This is a genomic window from Maribacter arcticus, from assembly GCF_900167935.1.
GTDB lineage: Bacteria > Bacteroidota > Bacteroidia > Flavobacteriales > Flavobacteriaceae > Maribacter > Maribacter arcticus.
The window spans coordinates 128,383-149,277 of record NZ_FUYL01000003.1 but is presented as its reverse complement, the minus strand read 5'-3'; the positions used below and the strand labels follow the sequence as shown (position 1 = coordinate 149,277).

Below are 20,895 nucleotides of genomic sequence, written 5' to 3'. Positions count from 1 at the left end.
CAAATTGAAAGGGAAACTAACCCAAGGATTAGTCGTGTGGTTAGACATTAGAATTTATTTAAGTCAACCTACCCTAACTTTTTAAATAACTATCTGATGGGTTATTTATATGACCATCTTTGGTATATGTTCTATAGGTGAACCCTGGGTGAATACAATAACCACCTGTTTCTCCTTTTTTATTAATGGCAATAAAGCCAATTTGAAAATCTTGTTTGTCTTTATTTTTTGCAATAATTCGTTTAACACCTTCTTCGCAAGCTTCTTGTGGTGACTTTCCTTGTCTCATTAATTCAACGATAAGAAAACTACCAACCGTTCTCACTACTTCTTCACCTACACCTGTAGCGGTTGCTCCACCAACTTCATTGTCTACAAATAATCCGGAACCTATGATTGGAGAGTCTCCAACTCTACCAGCCATTTTGTAGGCCATGCCACTAGTGGTACAAGCTCCTGAAATATCTCCCTTTTCATCAATAGCTAACATGCCTATGGTGTCATGATTTTCTATATTTATTATAGGCTTGTATTGTGAGGTTTCTTTCCATTTTATCCATGCTTCTTTTGACTCTTCAGTCAATAAATCGGTTTTTTTAAAACCTTGCTCGTAAGCGAATTGTTCTGCTCCTTTACCAGCAAGCATAACATGGGGCGTTTCTTCCATTACCTTTCTAGCTACAGATATAGGATTCGCAATATTCTGCATTGCTAAAACAGCTCCGCAATTACCATCCTTATCCATAATGCACGCATCTAAGGTGACATTGCCATCACGGTCAGGTCTACCACCATTACCAACGGTACTATTTTTTAAATCGTTTTCTTCGACCATAACGCCTTGGTGAACGGCATCTAGAGAGCTACCGCCATTTTTTAATACTTCCCATGCTTTGGCGGTCGCGTTACCGAAATCCCATGTGCAAATAGCGATAGGTATAACTCCGATAGAATTTGTTTCTTTAGAAGTTGTATGTTCAGTATAAGATGCTAACAAAGGAGCTGACATTATTCCTGCGGCTACTGTGCTTGAATTTCTAAGGAACTTTCTTCTTTTCATGGGTTGGGTTCTTTACTTTTAACAAGCCTAAATATAAGAATATGCTAGTAGAAGTTTGTGCTAATTCGTTAGAATCTGCCTTGGTCGCTGAACATGCTGGTGCAGACCGTATTGAGTTGTGTTCTGAGTTGGCAGTAGGGGGCTTAACCCCATCTTACGGATTGTTGAAAGCGGTAAAAGAACAAGTGAGTATTCCTGTTCATGTGTTGATTCGCCCTAGAAGTGGTGATTTTACGTATTCGGATGCAGAGTTTGACATTATGTTGACTGATATAGCGCTATGCAAGGAACTAGGTTTTGAAGGAATCGTTTCTGGTGTGCTCAATAAAAATTTTACTTTGGATGTAGAACGGACTCGAAAGTTAAAATCTTCAGCCGGTCATTTAAAGTTTACATTTCATAGAGCATTTGATTGGGTCAAAGACCCATTGAAAGCACTTAAACTATTAGATGATTTACAGATAGATTATATTTTGTCTTCTGGTCAGCAAAAGTCTGCGCCCTTAGGTATTGATTTATTGTCTGAATTAGAGCAGCAAAATTCTCGTGTTCAAATAATGCCTGGTTCAGGAATCAATTCAAGTAATGTTGATGTTTTTATTAGTAGAGGGTTTAACGCATTACACCTATCTGGTACAGCAATGATTCAAACTTTAACAAAGTCACCACCAATTTCAATGAATTCGAGTGGCTTCTTAAGCGATGATTATGTAGCCATAACGCAACTGCAAAATATTAAGGCGGTAGTTGCGAAGGTTAAATAAATAGCAATTGAGTGCGTATACCAGTGACATACAGATATCTTTGTGTAAAAAAGAATCTATGACACGTTGGATTATTTTCATCTTGGTTTATATAGCACTGGGTTTTTATGTAATACAGGCCTTAAAAACAATTGCTAAGCAGCCATGGTGGTCTTATTTATATATTATTGTGTCGTTTGCGGTAATGGTCAATTTTATATATCAATTTACGGTAGGTGATGATACTAGTAGAGTTTTAAATGCGCCTAAAAGCTATGCATTTGGGTTTTTATTGACAATACTTACCTTCAATATCATAACCATTATCTTTTTATTTTCTGAAGATTTGTACAGAATCACTTCCGGAATTTATCATAAAATTTATGGGGTAGACAAAGAATTTGGTCTGCCGGCTCGTAGGCGATTTTTGAGTTTAATCGCGCTTGGTGTAGCTTCAATACCTTTTGGTGCGCTTCTTTATGGCATGTATAAAGGTAAATACAACTTTAAGGTTTTAAAATATACTTTAGAGTTTGATGATCTTCCTGATGGTTTTGATGGTTATCAAATCACTCAAATTTCAGATATTCATAGCGGCAGTTTTGATGATAGAAAAATGATTGAGTATGGTGTTAACTTGATTAATAAGCAAAAAAGTGATGTGCTTTTATTTACGGGAGATATGGTTAATAATATGACCTCTGAAATGCTTCCATGGGCAGATTTATTTAGTACGCTACATGCAAAGGATGGTTTGTATTCGGTATTGGGCAACCATGACTATGGTGATTATATACCTTGGGAAACAGAAGAGCTTAAAAAACAAAACCTTGAAGATTTAAAGGCATTGCAAAAGAAAATGGGTTTTGATTTGTTGTTGAATGAACATAGATATTTGCAAAAAGGCGAGGATAAAATAGCGTTGGTAGGAGTTGAAAATTGGGGTAAAGGCGGATTTAAAAAAGCCGGAGATTTAAAAAAAGCCGCTTCTCAAATCAATGAGAATGATTTTAAGATACTAATGAGTCATGATCCATCGCATTGGGAGATGGAAGTGATTAAAGATTCTTATCATTACCATTTGACTTTAAGTGGACATACCCATGGGATGCAATTTGGTATTGAAATTCCAGGATGGATTAAATGGAGTCCTGTTAAATGGAGATATCCTTATTGGGCAGGTATTTATAAAGAAATGGGGCAATTTATTAATGTAAATAGAGGTTTTGGCTTTTTGGGATATCCAGGAAGAGTAGGAATATGGCCTGAAATTACCGTCATTACATTGCGAAAAAAGGCATTAACATGATTTTAACCCTTTTAGAGGTCTACAAATGCGTTGCCTAGGGTAGTATTTTAACAATTTTTATTACATTTGGCTAACATAGTAAAGCATTTTATATGTCCAAATTTGGTGAGCTTATAGATTTACACGTACCAGTTCTTCTCGATTTTTATGCAGAGTGGAATGAACAGTCTACCGCAATGCATCCTGTATTGCGAGATGTTGCTGCTGCTTTAGGTGATAGGGGTAAGGTTATTAAAATTGATGTGGATAAAAATAAGGAGCTTTCTCAAGCTTTGCGTGTTAAAGGTCTGCCTACCTTAATGATCTACAAAAAAGGTGAAATGGTGTGGCGCCAAAGTGGCGAGCAAGATGCCAATACCCTTATTGGTATTCTTAAAGAGTACGTTTAAATTACTTGAATATATTTGATTAGCTAAATATAGCCTTGGGCTTTCGCCCAAAGCTTATTATTGTGCTGTAATACCAACAGTGTCATGTAATCTGTCGGTATTTGTGTTGTCTGCTTGTATCGTATCTAAAACAGGTAATGTGTCTATTAGGTCTGGGTCAGATTCTAATCCGCCCTCTGGTAGTGGCATATCATCCTCATCTTTATAGAAATGTTGAAATTTATCAATATACTCGTTAAATATTAACGTCTCTTTCTCAGCCATTTCTTCAGTGTCGTTGGCGATGATTGTATCTATATTACGTCTATACGCTTCCATATCGGCAATAATGTCATCAATGCTACCGTATTGCTCATCTAAACTCACTGAGGCGTAATATTCTAATCGTTCTTGATATTTCTTCTTCAATGTTTCGAAAAGTTCACGGGCTTTCTGGCTTTCACCAACTTTATAGTATCCATCGATAAATGGTTCTATAAGCGTATAGTATCCGAATTTTTCAACCGGCATATTTATGATGGATATTTCGATAATATCTTTTGCCTTGTCCATTTTATTCTCTTTGATTAATGCTTCCATCAATCGAGCTAAATTGCCTCTAAAGGATACACTTTGTATACGTGTTTGTGTGTCGTGATAAATATCACCACCTGCATTACCCCAATCCCATTTCTTAACAATATCATACATTAAATCGGTATCGATACGACCTAATTCAAACGCATTAGGGCGCTCAGTACGAATAGGAACCAATTTGTATGCTAAACCATCTAATTGCAAATAGTCTTTCATCCATAGGTATTCTGCATCATCAAAACTTCCTCCAGAAAAATACAGCGGTCTTTTCCAATCATTGTTAGCTAAGATATCTAACATCATCATACTCTTTTTGGTAATAGCGCCAGGTAAATCAATGTCTATGAAATCAACGATTAAATGTGCATCCTTTTCTTTTACAAGACCACTACTTAATACATTTTGTTTGTTAACAGGAACCCTTATTTTTTTAGTAGGGTAGTACACCATATTTTGAGTGTCTTCAGAGTACTGACTTAAATCTGCACCATTTTGTTCAAAAAGATACTTCAGTTTTGTTCTAGGCTTATCACTGTCGATCCAGTTAATGAAATCTTTAATAGGCCATCTATTTTCAGTAATACCTTGGTGGTAAAGTACGTCACGTGAACCCAATCTATATTTTTCATGAGAAATTTGAGAAGGTATTGGAGCGCTTTCATAGGCAGCAACCTTCATTTGGTCAACATACCAGTCTGTTTCAAAAAGGCTTGTGCAGACGATACGTACATCGGTTCTATAGTGCTCTATTTCTTGAGCATACCAAATAGGGAATGTGTCATTATCACCAATAGTAAAAAGAATGGCTCCAGCATCTTCTTGACAAGAATCTAAATATGCTTTTGCAGAGGAATTCGCTGTAAAACGATTAGATCTATCATGGTCATCCCAGTTTTGTACTGCCATTACTGTTGGTACTGCAAGTAGGGTGACAACAACAACAACAGGAGCTAGTATTTTCGGTGTTATCCAATCTTTAAAACTGTCGTAAAGGCCATATACGCCCAAACCTATCCATAGTGCAAAAATATAGAAAGAACCAACCAAAGAATAATCACGTTCACGCGGCTGAAAAATACCAGGGTTCGTGTAGAATTGAATGGCTAAACCGGTAAAAAGGAAGAAAATTAATAATACCCAGAATTGTTTTTTGTCTTTTGAGACTTGAAAAACAATACCAATTATGCCTAAAAGTAGTGGTAGAAAGAAGTAGGTATTTCTGCCAGGATTATTCTGAATATCGCTCGGTAAATTATCTTGACTACCTAATCTCCAGCTATCTAAAAAATTGATACCGCTTAACCAATTTCCATTATCGTTGTAGCGACCTTGTACATCATTTTGTTTACCTACAAAGTTCCACATGAAATAACGTAAATACATGTAATTGAATTGAAATTCAACCATATATTTAACATTGTCCCAAACAGTTGGAGGCTGAACTTCTATATACTCATCAAAACGTTTTAAGAAACTAATGTATTGATCTGCACCGATTTCACCATTTGCAAAACCTATTTTAATCTGCTCTGCTGCTTGTCTTAATTCTTGATTGGGTTGTGTGATTCTAAAATCAAGTGCCCCAAAATAACGCATGTAATTTTCTGCATTTTGTGAACTCCACATTCTAGGTAAAAGCCCTTGATGTTCAGGATTAGGCCCTTGAACAGCATTTTTATACTTATTGACAATGATGTATTTACCTAGTGTGTAATCCTTTTCATATTTTGGTTTACCATCTTGATCTTCACCAGCTGCAGCAAACATATCTGAATAGTAAGTGCCATATACAGGGCTATCTACACCTGGGTATTGCTCTCGGTTGTAATATGCTAAAAGTGCTCTTGCGTCTTCTGGGTTATTCTCATTTATAACCACTTTGGCATTTGCTCTTATTGGTAACATTAGCCATGATGAAAATCCTAAGAATAAAAACATCATACATAAAACGATAGTATTCCCTGTTCTAAAATTATTCTTACGAGTGTAATTCAAGCAAAAATAGAAAGTAGCAATGAATAATAAGCCAATAATAATTGACCCCGAATTGAAGGGTAGTCCAATGCTATTGATAAAAAATACTTCTCCCCACCCAAAAAACTGAAGTATATAGGTTAGTGAGAATTTATAAACCAACATTAAAATTGCTATTACAATGATATTGGCTAATAAGAAATTTTTAACTGTTGTCTTTTTATAGGTTTTAAAATAATACAATAGACCTATTGAGGGTATAGCCAAGAAGCCCATGAACTGAATACCGAAAGTAAGACCTACAACAAAGGAGATTAAAATAATCCATCGATTACCACGTGGGTCCTCTAAATTATCAGTCCATTTTAAGCCTAGCCATAATAATAAAGCCATAATGAAACTTGCCGTTGCATAAACCTCTGTTTCCACTGCGTTGAACCAAAAACTATCAGAATAGGTAAAGGCAAGAGAGCCAACTAAGGCACTTCCAAAAACAGCAATCGCTTTACTGTTGGTAAACGGACCATCTTTATCGATAAGTTTTCTGGTGATGTTGGTAATTGTCCAGAACATGAATAAAATGGTAAATGCACTTGAAACACCTGAAACTAAATTCACCATCATGGCAACTTTATTAGGTTCAAAGGCGAACATAGAGAAAAATGCTCCTATCATTTGCAGTAAAGGAGCTCCTGGTGGGTGCCCCACCTGTAGCTTTGCAGCTGTAGCTATATACTCGCCAGCATCCCAAAAACTATTTGTGGGTTCTACGGTAATATAGTATGTAATAAGGGCTATGAAAAATACGGACCATCCTAATATGGTGTCCCACTTGTGGTAGTTCTTTGAAAACATGAAGCTTGGGTTAAACCTAAGTGGCGAATTTACTAATTTATATAGATAAGTTTGCACTATTTTTATAAACCTTTAACAGGGTAAAAGCACTATTTTTTCATTATTACATTAAAAAATGTTTGGTGAAACCAAACTTTGTTTTAAATTTGCAGCCTCTTAGAAGGTATTGGCCCATGGTGTAATGGTAACACTTCGGTTTTTGGTACCGTCATTCAAGGTTCGAGTCCTTGTGGGCCAACTAATGAGAACAAAGAAAATCCCGATGTCATTATGATATTGGGATTTTTGCTTTTACCAACCTATGTATTTGCAAAGACTACGGTGTTTTTGGTTTTTAAATGAATTTAGTTATGAGAGTTAATGTGAAGAAATGGCTTTCCATATGTCAGTATTTTTGTACATTTAATCTAATAACGTTACTAATTCATCGGAAAAGAAACCATTTCGATGTCGATATGTCATAATTTAGTGCCCTAAATAACTTGACCTATGAATCTTTCTCCAAAAATTTTAAAAATTTTATTGATTATTGTGTTGCTTGGATTTGGTATTGGATTTTACTTGCAAGATTTGAAGCACGAAGAAAGTACTGCCCATGCTTGGAAAGCGAACCGTTATAATTTAGATAGGTTCAATAAAATAATGGAGTACAATAATAAAATGAATTCCACTAACTGGAGGGTTTTACGAGATAGTATCGATCAGCAGTTGGATACACTTATGATTCTTCGCTTTAGAAAAGAAGTAGATAGTATGAACAATGATCAGCTTGAAGCTCATAGCAATCAGGTAGAGGTGCATGCTTCATATGGTCCTCAGTAGTTATAGGTAGTCTTAAAACTTAAAATGAGCTAATCTTTTTAAGTTATTTCATATTCTATTTTTTATCAAATAGGATCTTCTCTTGAAGTTTGCTGGGCTTTTTCAATACGTTGGTCGTTAGATAATTCCATTTCAGAATCGCGTAATGCATCTTCAGCTAAATTGCGCTCTAATATTTCCTGGTCTATTTCATCTAGCATTGTTCCCATTTTTCGTTTATCACGAATCATAGCCCATGTCATAACTAAGCTCGTAGCTATAATTACAAATAATAATATTCCCGATTCAAATCCTTCTACTTGGGCTTCCATGGGTATCGCGTAAAAAAGTAATACAGTTATTAAACCTCTTGGGGCAATAAATAGTTGTGGTAGTATATCTTTTCCAACGAAAAGTATAAGAACAATAAAGCGTATGGCGTAAATAGAGGCAATAATGAGTAAACTCACTATTGCTACATTAACACTTAATAAGGTTGCAAGCACAATGGTGATTCCGAATATCACGAAAAAGAAGGTTCGAACAACAAATGCGGTTTCTAAAGTTATTATATGTAGTTCATGATATATTTGTTGCATCCGTTCAGATTCCAAGAAAATTTTTGTCTTCCCTGGAAAAAATAAGTTCACATTCTTAACTATTAAACCGAATACAAGAATAATAATCAATGAAGATAGGTGCATTTTTTTTCCAATTGCATAGAGTAGTAGTAAGACCGATATGAGTAAAAACTGTTTTGCTTGGCTTTTAATGCGTTGAAATATTAATATGATGGCATAGCTGGCAACAATTGCAATCACGATAGTTAGCACTAAATTTCCTGCAAAACCTGCTATACCCGCATCCTCTGCTGGATTTAGTTTACCTGTTAAGAAATAGAACATCATAATACCCATGATGTCAGAAAATGTACTTTCATAAATATGAAATTCTTTTTTAGCTTCTGTAAGTCCGCCAACACTAGGTATAATTATTGCGCTCGAAAGAATAGATAGTGGTGTAGCATACAGCCAGGCAGATTGCATGGTCATGTTGGGTATGAATTGATATAGAATTAGAGCTGCAATATAGGCTGAAGCAATCAAGCCAATTAAAGCAATCGCCATAGATTTTATAATAGGCCATAATTTTTCTTTCTTTAATTCTAGCTCTAAGGCTGCCTCAAGAACAATCATAATTAAACCTACGGTTCCTAATATTTCTAATGAACCTTTAAAATCAGGTATTTCAGGAATGAAAAACCCTAAGCCTATCTTTATAAGTATGCCTAATACGATAAGCATCAAAACTGCTGGTATATTCGTTTTTTTTGAAATGCCATTAAATAAGAATGACAATACAACAATTAGCGATGCGCCAATAATAAGATTATAAGAGGATAGAATTTCCATTTGGTTGTGTTTTGGTTGACATTCAGTTAAAAATAATATAAATACTAGCTGTGCTTATTTTTAAAGCGGTAAATTTTTATTTGATTGTTTTTGTGTTGAATGAATTAGGAAGTGAAACGGTATTGTAGGAAATTAAATTTATTGTATATTTGCAGTGCTGAAAGGATATAAAAGTATTCATGAGGGGACAATTAGTCCCCTCTTTTATTACTTATTATTTATGCTAAAGGAAAAAGTAAAAGAATTATTGGAGCAAGGTCTTGAAGAAGACCCATCCCTATTTTTGATTGATTTTACCATGGGTGCTGACAATAGTATTCACGTGGTAATAGACGGTGATCAAGGGGTTACGGTAAGTGACTGTATGAAAATCAGTAGGGCTATTGAGCATAATTTAGATAGAGACGAACATGATTTTTCTCTAGAAGTTGCTTCGGCAGGTGCTTCAGCTCCATTAGTAATGCCGCGTCAATATTTAAAAAATGTTGGTAGAAAGCTTGAAGTTCAAACAAAGGATCAAAAATTCGAAGGTAATTTAACCTCTGTAAATGAAGGCTGCATTGTTTTAGAGTGGAAGGCAAGAGAGCCTAAGCCTATTGGAAAAGGTAAGGTGACTGTTCAGAAAAAAGAAGAAGTAAATTTTTCAGATATTATTAAAGCAAAAGTTGTATTAAAATTTTAATTGTAATTACCAATGGAAAATATTGCGTTAATTGAATCTTTCTCAGAGTTTAAGGACGATAAGTTCATAGACAGGGTAACATTGATGGCTATTTTGGAAGATGTTTTCAGAAATGCACTTAAGAAGAAGTTTGGTTCAGATGATAACTTTGATATCATTATTAACCCAGATAAAGGGGATTTAGAAATTTGGCGTAACCGTATCGTTGTTAATGATGGTGAAGTTGAAGAGCCAAATGAGGAGATTTCATTATCTGCAGCTCGTAAAATTGAGCCAGATTTTGAAGTTGGTGAAGATGTGTCTGAAGAAGTGAAATTAATCGATTTAGGGAGAAGGGCTATTTTGGCATTACGTCAAAACCTTATTTCAAAAATCCATGAGCATGATAATACAACTATTTATAAGCACTTTAAGGATTTAGAAGGTGAGATTTATACTGCAGAAGTGCATCATATTCGTCATAAGGCTATAATTTTGTTAGATGATGAAGGAAATGAAATCATACTTCCTAAAGACAGACAAATACCATCTGATTTTTTCCGTAAAGGAGATAATGTTAGAGGTATTATAGAAAGTGTGGAATTGAAAGGTGCTAAGCCTACCATAATAATGTCAAGAAGTTCACCTAAATTTTTGGAGCAATTATTCTTCCAAGAAATACCTGAAGTTTTTGATGGTTTAATTACTGTAAAGAAGGCAGTTAGAATCCCTGGAGAGAAAGCAAAGGTAGCTGTTGATTCATATGATGATCGTATTGATCCAGTAGGTGCCTGTGTTGGTATGAAAGGTTCTAGAATACACGGTATTGTTCGTGAATTGGGTAATGAGAATATAGATGTTATTAACTGGACGGCTAACCCACAATTATTTGTTACTAGAGCTTTGAGTCCTGCGAGAGTTTCATCTGTGAAATTGAATGAAGAGAAGAAGACTGCTCAAGTTTACCTGAAGCCAGAGGAGGTTTCCAAGGCTATAGGTAGAGGAGGTCACAATATTAGATTGGCAGGTCAGTTAACTGGTTATGAGATAGATGTGTTCCGTGAAGGGGTGGAGGAAGATGTTGAGTTAACAGAGTTCTCTGATGAAATTGATGCTTGGATTATTGAAGAATTCAAGAAGATTGGAATGGATACAGCTCGAAGCGTCTTAGAGCAAGATGTTGCTGATTTAGTGAAGCGTACAGATTTAGAAGAGGAAACTATTTTAGAAGTTGTGCGAATCCTAAAAGAAGAATTAGAAGATTAGCTATATATTAGCGATTAAATAAAAGAACGGGAATCAGTATTTATGGCAGACAATGCAAAAATAAGGCTTAATAAAGTTCTTCGTGAACTTAATATTTCCTTGGATAGGGCAGTGGACTTTCTTAATGGGAAAGGACATGATGTGGAAGCGAGGCCTACCACAAAAATTTCCGACGATGTTTATCAAGTATTACTTGACGAGTTTCAAACGGATAAGAGTAAAAAGGTTGCATCTAAGGAAGTTGGAGAAGAAAAGCGTAAGGAGAAAGAGGCAATTCGTGTTCAATTGGAAAAAGAGCAAGAGGATCGTCGCTTGGCACGTGAGCGTAGAAATACCGAGGCTGAACAAAGTGTTATGGTTGGTAAGGTAGAGCTTGCTGGGCCTAAAATGGTGGGTAAAATTGACCTTAATCCTAAAAAGAAGAAGGAAGAGCCTGCGAAAGTAGAACTTGCGAAAGTAGAGCCTGAGAAAGTAGAGCCTGCGAAAGAAGAACCAAAAGTAGAGGAGAAGGTTGAGGCAAAAATAGAGGTTAAAGAAACCCCTAAGGTTGTAGAAGAAAAACCTAAAGTAGACCCTGTTGTTCAAAAAATAGAAGTTAAAAAGGTAGAACCTAAGGTTCAGGAGCCTAAAGTAGAGGTTGCTAAAAAGGTAGAGGTTAAAAAAGTGACTCCCCAAAAACCTGAAGTAGAGGTTAAGGCAGAATCTGATGAACCTAAGACTATTGAGACGCAATATCAAAAGCTTACTGGCCCTAAAATTGCTGGTGAGAAAATTGATCTTAGCAAGTTCGAAAAGCCAAAGAAAAAGAAAGAGGAAAGAAAACCTGCTGATAAAGCGGGTATTGATCGTAAAAAGAGAAGAAGGAGAATTGTTACAAAGAATCCTTCTGGACCAGGTCAAACAAGAACAGCTCCTAATACTGGAGATCGAAATAAAGGTAGAGGTCGATTTGTAACTGTTGCAAAAGTAGAGCCTACTGAAGAGGATGTACAAAAACAAGTACGTGAAACCCTAGAAAAACTTCAAGGTAAATCTAAAAAGGGTAAAGGTGCTAAATATAGAAGAAGCAAAAGAGATCAGCACCGTGAGCAAACGGAGAAGAATCTTGAACAACAAGAATTAGAGAACAAAGTGCTTAAAGTTACTGAGTTCGTTACGGCAACTGAGGTTGCTACTATGATGGGTGTTTCTACCACTGAAATTATTTCGGCTTGTATGTCTTTGGGTATAATGGTAACAATGAATCAGCGTTTAGATGCTGAAACCTTGTCTATTGTGGCTGAAGAGTTTGGTTATGAAGTTGATTTCGTAACGGCTGATATTGAGGAAAGTATAGTTGAGATTGCTGATGCTCCTGAAGATTTGAAACCAAGAGCACCGATTGTAACTGTAATGGGTCACGTGGATCACGGTAAAACTTCGTTATTGGATTACATTCGTAAAGAGAATGTTATTGCTGGTGAAAGCGGAGGTATTACTCAGCATATTGGTGCCTATGGGGTTACTTTGGAAAATGGAGAGCGAATAGCTTTCTTAGATACACCAGGTCACGAAGCGTTTACAGCTATGCGTGCTAGAGGTGCTCAAGTTACCGATATCGCTATTATTGTAGTTGCTGCAGACGATGACATTATGCCACAAACAAAAGAAGCTATCAGTCATGCGCAAGCGGCTGGTGTGCCAATTGTTTTTGCTATAAATAAAATTGATAAATCAACAGCTAACCCTGATAAGATTAAGGAAGGTTTAGCACAAATGAATTTGTTGGTAGAAGATTGGGGTGGTAAAATTCAATCTCATGATATCTCTGCAAAAACAGGTTTAGGTGTTAAAGAATTATTAGAAAAAGTATTGCTTGAGGCTGAAATTTTAGAGCTTAAGGCGAATCCTGATAAACGTGCATCTGGTACAGTTGTAGAGGCCTTTTTGGATAAAGGAAAGGGTTATGTGTCTACGGTTTTAGTTCAGTCGGGTACCCTTAAAATAGGTGATTATGTATTGGCCGGTACCACTAGTGGTAAGATTAAGGCAATGCAAGATGAAAGGGGAAATATAGTTAAAGAAGTAGGTCCTTCTCGACCAATATCTATATTAGGTCTTGATGGTGCTTCACAAGCTGGGGATAAGTTCTATGTATTAGATGATGAACGTGAGGCTAAGCAAATCGCTTCTCGAAGATCTCAATTACAACGTGAGCAGTCGGTAAGAACGCAACGTCATATTACACTTGATGAAATTGGAAGAAGAATCGCGTTAGGTGAGTTTAAAGAACTTAACATTATTCTTAAAGGTGATGTTGATGGTTCTGTTGAAGCATTGACTGATTCGTTCCAGAAATTGTCTACAGATGAGATTCAAGTAAATATTATACATAAAGCGGTTGGTCCTATTACAGAGTCAGACGTATTGTTAGCTTCTGCTTCCGATGCAGTGATTATTGGTTTTAATGTAAGACCAATGGGAAATGCTAAGGCAATTGCTGAGAAAGAGGAAATAGACATCCGTATGTATTCTATTATATATGCAGCTATTAACGATCTTAAAGATGCCATGGAAGGTATGTTGTCTCCTGAGATGAAAGAGGAGATTTCTGGTACAGCTGAAATAAGAGAGACATTTAAGATTTCTAAGATTGGAACTATTGCTGGTTGTATGGTGACTAGTGGAAAAATCTTCAGAAATTCTAATATTCGATTAATACGTGACGGCGTTGTAATATACACTGGTACTCTATCTTCTTTAAAACGATTTAAGGATGATGTTAGAGAGGTTGCTAAAGGATACGATTGTGGACTTCAGGTTAAAAACTATAATGACATCATAGAAGGTGATATAGTTGAAGCATTCCAAGAAGTAGCTGTTAAGAAGAAATTGAAATCTAAATAAGAATTTAGAAAATATAGGTTAAGCTAGACTTAACCATTCTCAAAAAAAAATCGACCTAATTGGTCGATTTTTTTGGTTTTAATAACATTGCGTCGGGATATTTAATCCTAACCTCGTTGAACTTTCTTTCAGCATCTAGTTTAGATGTGAATCGACCAACACGTACACGATAGGTAGGAGAGTCAAAATCAATTTTTGATGGTAGATCAGGAAAATCTTCTTCAACATTTGCTTTTATACGCTGTGCTTTTGCATAGTCTCCAAAACCAACTTGTATCCTATAGTATTCGTTATTACTTAATGAAGATTTATATATCTCGAGTAATTGATCAATTTTTTGATCTTGTTGAATGTTCACTTTAGCGCCTTGTGAATAACTGAAATGAGTAAAACATGCAAAAAGCACCATTGTACTTAGTATTTTCATAACCTTTATATAGTTTTATTTTGAATCATTACAAAAGTAAATTATTAAGGATCAAACAAATAAATCAGAGTTTATTTAGAATATTTCTAAATTGTAAATTATAAATACATTAACATTTTCCAAATAAAGTCTATGTCGTATTTTTGTCTCCGATTTAGGCATTTGATGAATATTAATAGGTTTCATCTATGACCAAAATCATGCCAAGATTCCGATAGAAATATTCGATATATGAAAAAGGTTCCATACCGAAATCAGTTTTCTAAAATTTTAGGTTTAGCCCTAATTGTATTTTTGCTTTTCGCAAGTCCATTAACTGCACAAGATGCTGTTGTTGATGTAATAGCAACAGAAGCTGCCGCTGGCGGTGGTGATGCTGCAAAAGGTAAAGCTTTGTTCAATCAGAACTGTGCTGCATGTCATGCGTTGAATCGCAAAATGACTGGGCCTGCATTAGCAAATGTAGAAAGTAGATTGAATGAAGATGAAGGATTGGAAAAAGAATGGTTGTACCGTTGGATAAAAAATAGTCCAGGTTTAATCAAATCTGGTGATGCTTATGCTAATAAGGTGTATGCGGAATACAATCAGGCTGCAATGACTGCTTTTCCAACTTTATCCGATGGTGATATTGATGATATTTTAGCGTATACAGCTGCTCCGGCACCTGTTGCTCCTGCTGCCGCTGCTGGTGAGGTTAAATCTGGGTCTAGCGAGACCTCAAATTCAGCTGGTGTGTCTAATGAGATTATCTTAGGTGCTCTGGTATTGGTTTTTGGGTTGCTTGTTATTATGTTGTTGCTTGTTAATAAAACATTGCAACGTATTGCGCAGGCTAATGGTATTGTTGTTGAAAAGGAAAATGCTGAAAAAAGAACTCCGATTTGGAAGGCCTTTGCTCAAAATCAATTTTTAGTATTGGTAACCTCAATATTCCTTTTGTTGGGTAGTGCTTATTTTGCTTACGGGTGGATGATGCAGGTAGGTATTGATCAAGGTTATGCGCCAATTCAGCCTATTCATTATTCCCACAAGATTCATGCTGGCGATAATAAGATTGAATGTAAGTATTGTCACTCTTCAGCTAGGGTATCAAAACATTCAGGAATTCCTTCTTTAAATGTTTGTATGAATTGTCATAAATCTATTTATGAGTATGTTGGTAATCCAGAAGGTCCGACTAAGGAAGATATAGAGAATGGTTATACTAACGAATTTTATACAGGAGAAATCAAGAAATTGTATAAAGCTGTTGGATGGGATGAAGAGGGTCAAAAATACACTGGCGAAAGTCAGCCTGTGGAATGGGTTCGTATTCATAACCTTCCTGATTTCGCATATTTTAATCATTCACAGCATGTTTCAGTTGCTGGTGTTGAATGTCAAACATGTCACGGTCCTGTTGAGGAAATGGAAATAATGTATCAATATTCTCCATTAACAATGGGTTGGTGTATAGATTGTCACCGAGAAACAAATGTTAAGGTAGAAGGTAATGAGTATTACGAAAAAATACATGCTGAACTTTCTAAGAAGTATGGTGTAGATAACTTGACAGCTGCTCAATTGGGTGGTCTGGAATGTGGAAAGTGTCATTATTAATAATAAATTAAAGAAGCTAATTACAGATAATACGTATGGCATCAAACAAAAAATATTGGAAAAACGAAGCGGAGTTAGATCCTAACGATTCCATTGTTGAGGCGCTAAAACAGAACGAATTTGTAGAGCAGATTCCTGTTGATGATTTCTTGGGTGACAAGGAAACTTTGTCTTCCACAAATACAAATCGTAGGGATTTCTTGAAGTATGTAGGTTTTAGTACAGCTGCGGCTTCTTTGGCTGCATGTGAAGGTCCGGTTATAAAATCGATACCTTATGTTGTGCTTCCAGAAAATATAGTTCCTGGTGTAGCTAATTTTTATGCAACCACAATTGCCAATGGTTTTGACTTCGCGAGTATTTTAATAAAAACACGAGAAGGTCGACCAATCAAAGTAGAAAACAATACTTTGGCTAAAGTTGGCGGTTCTGCTAATGCAAGAGTTCAGGGTTCTGTTCTTTCTTTGTATGATAGTACTAGATTGCAGGGTCCGTTGGCAAATGGCGAGCCTGTTGAATGGGATGTGTTGAAGGCTGCAGTTAAATCTAAAATGAGCGGACTTAAGGGTTCTTCTAAAAAGATTGCTTTTCTTACTCAAACTTACGCTAGTCCATCCACAGATCGTTTGTTGGCTGATTTAATGTTGGCAAATGAAAATGTAGTTCATGTAACTTATGATGCGATTTCTGAGGATGCTGCTTTAACGGCATTTGAGAACAGGTATGGCGAACGTGCTTTAGCGGATTATGATTTCGAAAAAGCAGGTTTAATTGTTTCTTTTGGTGCTGATTTTATTTCAGATTGGCAAGGTGGAGGTTACGATTCTGGTTATTCTAGGGGTCGTGTTCCTAAGAAAGGAAAAATGTCTAGACATGTGCAGTTAGAGGCGAATATGTCTTTAACCGGTGCTAATGCTGATAAGCGTATGGCAATGAAGCCAAGTGCGCAAAAAGTGGTATTGGCTAAGTTGTACGGTAAATTGAATGGTACTTCTGTTGGTGGTAACACTTCAGAATATGATGCAGCTGTTGATATGTTGGCTGCCGAAATTAAGAAAGCTGGCTCAGATGCTGTTGTGGTAACTGGTTTAGATGATGTTAACGCCCAGACTGTTGTTTTGGCGATTAACGAAATGTTATCAAGTAAAGCGTTTGATGTTGCGGCTCCTAAATATATTAGAAAGGGTAATGTTAAGGCTGTAAATTCTTTAGTTGCTGATATGAAGGCAGGAAGAATTGGAGCATTGATGATTGATGGTGTGAACCCGTTGTATTCTTTGCCGAATGCAGCAGATTTTAAAGATGGACTTTCTAAAGTAGATCTTACTGTTGCTTTTTCAACAAATTGGAACGAAACTACTGAAGCTGTACAATATGTTGCTGCAACAAATCACTATTTAGAATCTTGGGGTGATATTCAGATTAAAAAGGGGCATTACAGTTTAATGCAACCGACTATAAAAGAATTATTTGATACGAAGCAGTTTCAAACAGTTATATTAGAATTGTTAGGAAGTGATCAATCGTATTATGAGTATATAAAAGAAACTTGGACTGCAAATGTGTTGAACGGTGCAAACTGGAATCAAGCATTGCAAGACGGTGTTTTTAGTGCTGAAACCATGGTGGTTGATACTGATGGTGCCACTCAAAATGCTATTTCCTCAGAAGATATGTCTGAAGTTGTAGGTGTAGCGCCAATAGCCTCCGCAATTCGTAGTTTGGTAAATACAACTAGTGATGGAATGGAGCTTACTTTGTATTCAAAAGTAGGTATGGGTGATGGTCAGCAGGCTAGTAACCCTTGGCTTCAAGAATTTCCTGATCCTATAACTAGAGTTTCTTGGGATAACTATGTTACTATTTCAAAAGCTGATGCTGCTGAGTTAGGTGTTGAGAATGTGAATGTCGCTAATGGCGGTATGGATGGTAATTATGTTAAACTTACAGTAAATGGTGTAAGACTAGAGCAGGTTCCAGTAGTTGTTCAGCCTGGTCAAGCGAAAGGTTCAGTTGGTCTATCATTTGGTTATGGAAAGAAAGTGGGACTGAAAGAGGATATGCAGACAGGTGTAAATGCCTTTATGTTGTATGATGGTTTTAGTGCTAATCAATCTGTAAGTGTAGAGAAAGTTTCAGGTAATCATGAGTTTGCTTGTATTCAATTGCATAAAACCCTAATGGGTAGAGGTGATATTATAAAGGAAACAACTTTAGAAATATTCAATACAAAAGATCACTCAGAATGGAACGAAGTTCCTATGGTTTCTTTAGACCATCAAGAAGTTCCGGCTACATCAGTTGATTTATGGGATAGTTTTGATCGTTCTATTGGTCATCATTTTAACATGTCAATTGATTTAAATGCATGTACGGGATGTGGATCTTGTGTTATAGCATGTCATGCTGAAAATAATGTTCCTGTTGTTGGTAAGGCAGAGGTAAGAAAGTCAAGAGATATGCACTGGTTGCGTATTGATAGGTATTATTCTTCTGAAGAGACTTTTGAACAAGATGATACTAAAAAAGATGAATTTGATGGCTTAACTGGCGAAAAAGGTTCATTGAGTGGTTTTGGTGAATTAGAAGATCCATCAGAAAATCCACAAGTTGCTTTTCAACCTGTAATGTGTCAGCATTGTAATCATGCACCTTGTGAAACTGTTTGTCCTGTGGCGGCAACTTCGCATGGTAGACAAGGTCAGAATCAAATGGCTTATAACAGATGTGTTGGTACAAGATATTGTGCAAACAACTGTCCTTATAAAGTACGTAGATTCAACTGGTTCTTGTATAATAACAATGACGAGTTCGATTTTCATATGAATAATGATTTGGGTAAAATGGTATTGAACCCAGATGTGAATGTTCGTTCAAGAGGAGTTATTGAGAAATGTTCTATGTGTATTCAGAAAACACAAAAGACCATTTTAGATGCCAAACGAGATGGACGAGTAATTGAAGATGGAGAGTTTCAAACCGCATGTTCTTCTGCTTGTAGTAATGGAGCCATTGTATTTGGTGATGTTAATGATGAGAAGAGTAAAGTGGCAGAATTAAAGGAGAGTGACCGTATGTATCATTTATTGGAGCATGTAGGTACTCAGCCAAATGTTTTTTACCATGTTAAGGTTAGAAACACCAACGAAGCTTAAATAATAGTAGAAAGTAATTATAACAAAAGTCTATGGCGTCGCATTACGAAGCTCCTATACGAAAACCCCTAGTTATTGGAAACAAAGGCTACCACGATGTTACTGTGGATATTGCTGCTCCTGTTGAAGGAAGAGCAAATAAGCATTGGTGGATAGTTTTTTCCATTGCCTTAGTGGCATTTCTTTGGGGAATAGGTTGTATAATTTATACGGTCTCAACCGGTATCGGTACATGGGGTCTTAACAAAACCGTTAACTGGGCTTGGGATATTACCAACTTTGTTTGGTGGGTAGGTATTGGTCATGCTGGTACATTAATTTCAGCGGTTCTTTTATTATTCCGCCAAAAATGGAGAATGGCAATTAACCGTTCTGCTGAAGCAATGACCATTTTCTCTGTTATTCAAGCAGGTCTTTTCCCAATTATACACATGGGTCGTCCTTGGTTAGCATATTGGGTATTACCTATACCAAATCAATTTGGTTCATTGTGGGTAAATTTTAATTCACCATTACTTTGGGATGTATTCGCCATTTCAACGTATCTATCTGTTTCTTTGGTATTCTGGTGGACAGGTTTACTTCCAGATTTCGCAATGATTAGAGATAGGGCTGTTTTGCCTTTTCAGAAAAAAATATATAGTTTATTAAGTTTTGGATGGACAGGTCGTGCGAAAGATTGGCAACGATTTGAAGAGGTTTCATTGGTACTTGCGGGTTTAGCAACGCCATTGGTATTATCTGTACACACTATTGTATCTTTTGACTTTGCTACCTCGGTTATACCAGGATGGCATACAACAATCTTTCCACCTTATTTCGTTGCTGGTGCTATTTTCTCAGGATTCGCAATGGTGAACACATTATTGATAATAATGAGAAAGGTTTGTCATTTAGAAAATTATATAACTATTCAGCATATTGAGTTAATGAACATCGTAATCATGCTTACAGGTTCTATTGTAGGTTGTGCCTACATTACCGAATTGTTCATGGCGTGGTATTCTGGTGTTGAATATGAACAATATGCATTCTTGAATAGAGCTACCGGACCTTATTGGTGGGCTTATTGGTCAATGATGACTTGTAATGTATTCTCTCCACAGTTCATGTGGTTTAAGAAGCTTAGAACTAGTATTATGTTCTCTTTCTTTATTTCTATTGTTGTAAACATTGGAATGTGGTTCGAAAGATTTGTGATTATCGTAACCTCTTTGCATAGAGATTACTTACCATCATCTTGGACAATGTTCTCTCCAACATTTGTAGATATCGGTATATTCATTGGTACTATTGGGTTCTTCTTTGTATTGTTTCTTTTATATGCTAGAACATTCCCTGTTATTGCTCAGGCAGAAGTAAAGTCTATTTTGAAGGCTTCTGGTGAAAAATATAAAAAACTAAGAGATGCTGGTAAGCCTTTATATCAAATTTCTACCTTAAAGACTGTAGCGAAAGAACCGATTACTGATGATGTTATCATGGGTGAGGTTAAGCTACCTGTTGATGATAAAGTGGGGGTATCTGATTTGTTAAGTGCAGTTGGTACATTTGATGCGACAACAGAACAAGCAGATAACTTGAAAAAGGTGAAAGGTATTGGTCCGCAAATGGAAGCAACCTTGAATAAATTAGGAATTTACACATTTGCCCAAGTAGCTAGAATGACAGAGCGTGAATATAACTTGTTAGATTCAATTACAGGTTCGTTCCCAGGTAGAGCTCAGAGAGATGATTGGGCAGGTCAGGCAACTATATTATTAAATAACAAAAGATAAA

At 36.2% G+C, this 20,895-nt stretch carries 14 protein-coding genes and 1 tRNA gene; 11 read left to right on the top strand and 4 right to left on the bottom strand.

Going from position 1 to position 20,895, the window contains the following annotated elements:
* Positions 1-73: 73 nt before the first annotated feature.
* The gene (locus B5X55_RS06050; RefSeq protein WP_079511719.1) at positions 74-1,060 is read right to left on the bottom strand and encodes an isoaspartyl peptidase/L-asparaginase family protein; all 987 of its coding nucleotides are present in this window, start codon (positions 1,058-1,060) and stop codon (positions 74-76) included.
* Between the two features lie 41 nt (positions 1,061-1,101).
* On the opposite strand from B5X55_RS06050, the gene B5X55_RS06045 reads away from it, so the two are divergent.
* The 3 genes from B5X55_RS06045 (at position 1,102) to B5X55_RS06035 (ending at position 3,501) form a co-directional block, all read left to right on the top strand.
* Positions 1,102-1,824, top strand: a complete 723-nt coding sequence (locus B5X55_RS06045; RefSeq protein ID WP_079511718.1) for a copper homeostasis protein CutC — start codon at positions 1,102-1,104, stop codon at positions 1,822-1,824.
* 58 nt (positions 1,825-1,882) lie between these two features.
* Positions 1,883-3,112, top strand: a complete 1,230-nt coding sequence (locus B5X55_RS06040) for a metallophosphoesterase (RefSeq protein ID WP_079511717.1) — start codon at positions 1,883-1,885, stop codon at positions 3,110-3,112.
* 92 nt (positions 3,113-3,204) lie between these two features.
* A complete protein-coding gene (locus B5X55_RS06035) occupies positions 3,205-3,501 on the top strand; it encodes a thioredoxin family protein (protein ID WP_079511716.1) in 297 nt (98 codons plus the stop codon).
* A gap of 57 nt (positions 3,502-3,558) precedes the next feature.
* Here B5X55_RS06035 and B5X55_RS06030 read toward each other — a convergent pair whose 3' ends face one another.
* Complete coding sequence (locus B5X55_RS06030) at positions 3,559-6,906, bottom strand: glycosyltransferase family 117 protein (protein ID WP_079511715.1); 3,348 nt, start codon at positions 6,904-6,906, stop codon at positions 3,559-3,561.
* 167 nt (positions 6,907-7,073) lie between these two features.
* Between B5X55_RS06030 and B5X55_RS06025 the strand changes: the two genes are divergently transcribed.
* Both B5X55_RS06025 and B5X55_RS06020 read left to right on the top strand, forming a co-directional pair.
* Positions 7,074-7,144 (top strand) — tRNA-Gln (locus tag B5X55_RS06025).
* Between the two features lie 251 nt (positions 7,145-7,395).
* Positions 7,396-7,728: a hypothetical protein gene (locus B5X55_RS06020; protein ID WP_079511714.1), complete on the top strand. Its 333-nt coding sequence runs from the start codon at positions 7,396-7,398 to the stop codon at positions 7,726-7,728.
* 65 nt (positions 7,729-7,793) lie between these two features.
* Here the strand turns inward: B5X55_RS06020 and B5X55_RS06015 are convergent, their stop codons facing one another.
* Positions 7,794-9,119 (bottom strand): cation:proton antiporter domain-containing protein, encoded by a 1,326-nt coding sequence (locus B5X55_RS06015; RefSeq protein ID WP_079511713.1) that lies wholly within the window; start codon positions 9,117-9,119, stop codon positions 7,794-7,796.
* A 220-nt stretch (positions 9,120-9,339) separates the two neighbouring features.
* Here B5X55_RS06015 and rimP point away from each other — a divergent pair, with 220 nt between their 5' ends.
* From rimP to infB, 3 genes are read left to right on the top strand one after another with little or no spacing between them, the layout of a single operon-like run.
* Complete coding sequence (rimP, locus tag B5X55_RS06010) at positions 9,340-9,801, top strand: ribosome assembly cofactor RimP (RefSeq protein ID WP_079511712.1); 462 nt, start codon at positions 9,340-9,342, stop codon at positions 9,799-9,801.
* A 12-nt stretch (positions 9,802-9,813) separates the two neighbouring features.
* Positions 9,814-11,046 carry a transcription termination factor NusA gene (nusA, locus tag B5X55_RS06005; RefSeq protein WP_079511711.1) on the top strand — a complete coding sequence of 411 codons (1,233 nt, stop codon included), beginning with the start codon at positions 9,814-9,816 and terminating at the stop codon, positions 11,044-11,046.
* 42 nt (positions 11,047-11,088) lie between these two features.
* Positions 11,089-13,932, top strand: coding sequence for a translation initiation factor IF-2 (gene infB / locus B5X55_RS06000; RefSeq protein WP_079511710.1), 2,844 nt, complete (start codon positions 11,089-11,091; stop codon positions 13,930-13,932).
* Between the two features lie 55 nt (positions 13,933-13,987).
* Here the strand turns inward: infB and B5X55_RS05995 are convergent, their stop codons facing one another.
* Entirely contained in the window at positions 13,988-14,359 is a 372-nt protein-coding gene (locus B5X55_RS05995; RefSeq protein ID WP_079511709.1) for an SPOR domain-containing protein, read from the bottom strand.
* A 231-nt stretch (positions 14,360-14,590) separates the two neighbouring features.
* Between B5X55_RS05995 and B5X55_RS05990 the strand changes: the two genes are divergently transcribed.
* The 3 genes from B5X55_RS05990 to nrfD are packed head-to-tail and all read left to right on the top strand — an operon-like array spanning position 14,591 to position 20,894.
* Entirely contained in the window at positions 14,591-15,961 is a 1,371-nt protein-coding gene (locus B5X55_RS05990; protein WP_079511708.1) for a c-type cytochrome, read from the top strand.
* A 35-nt stretch (positions 15,962-15,996) separates the two neighbouring features.
* A complete protein-coding gene (locus B5X55_RS05985; protein WP_079511707.1) occupies positions 15,997-19,116 on the top strand; it encodes a TAT-variant-translocated molybdopterin oxidoreductase in 3,120 nt (1,039 codons plus the stop codon).
* Positions 19,117-19,148: 32 nt separating this feature from the next.
* Entirely contained in the window at positions 19,149-20,894 is a 1,746-nt protein-coding gene (gene nrfD / locus B5X55_RS05980) for a helix-hairpin-helix domain-containing protein (RefSeq protein ID WP_079511706.1), read from the top strand.
* The last annotated feature ends 1 nt before the right edge of the window (position 20,895 follow it).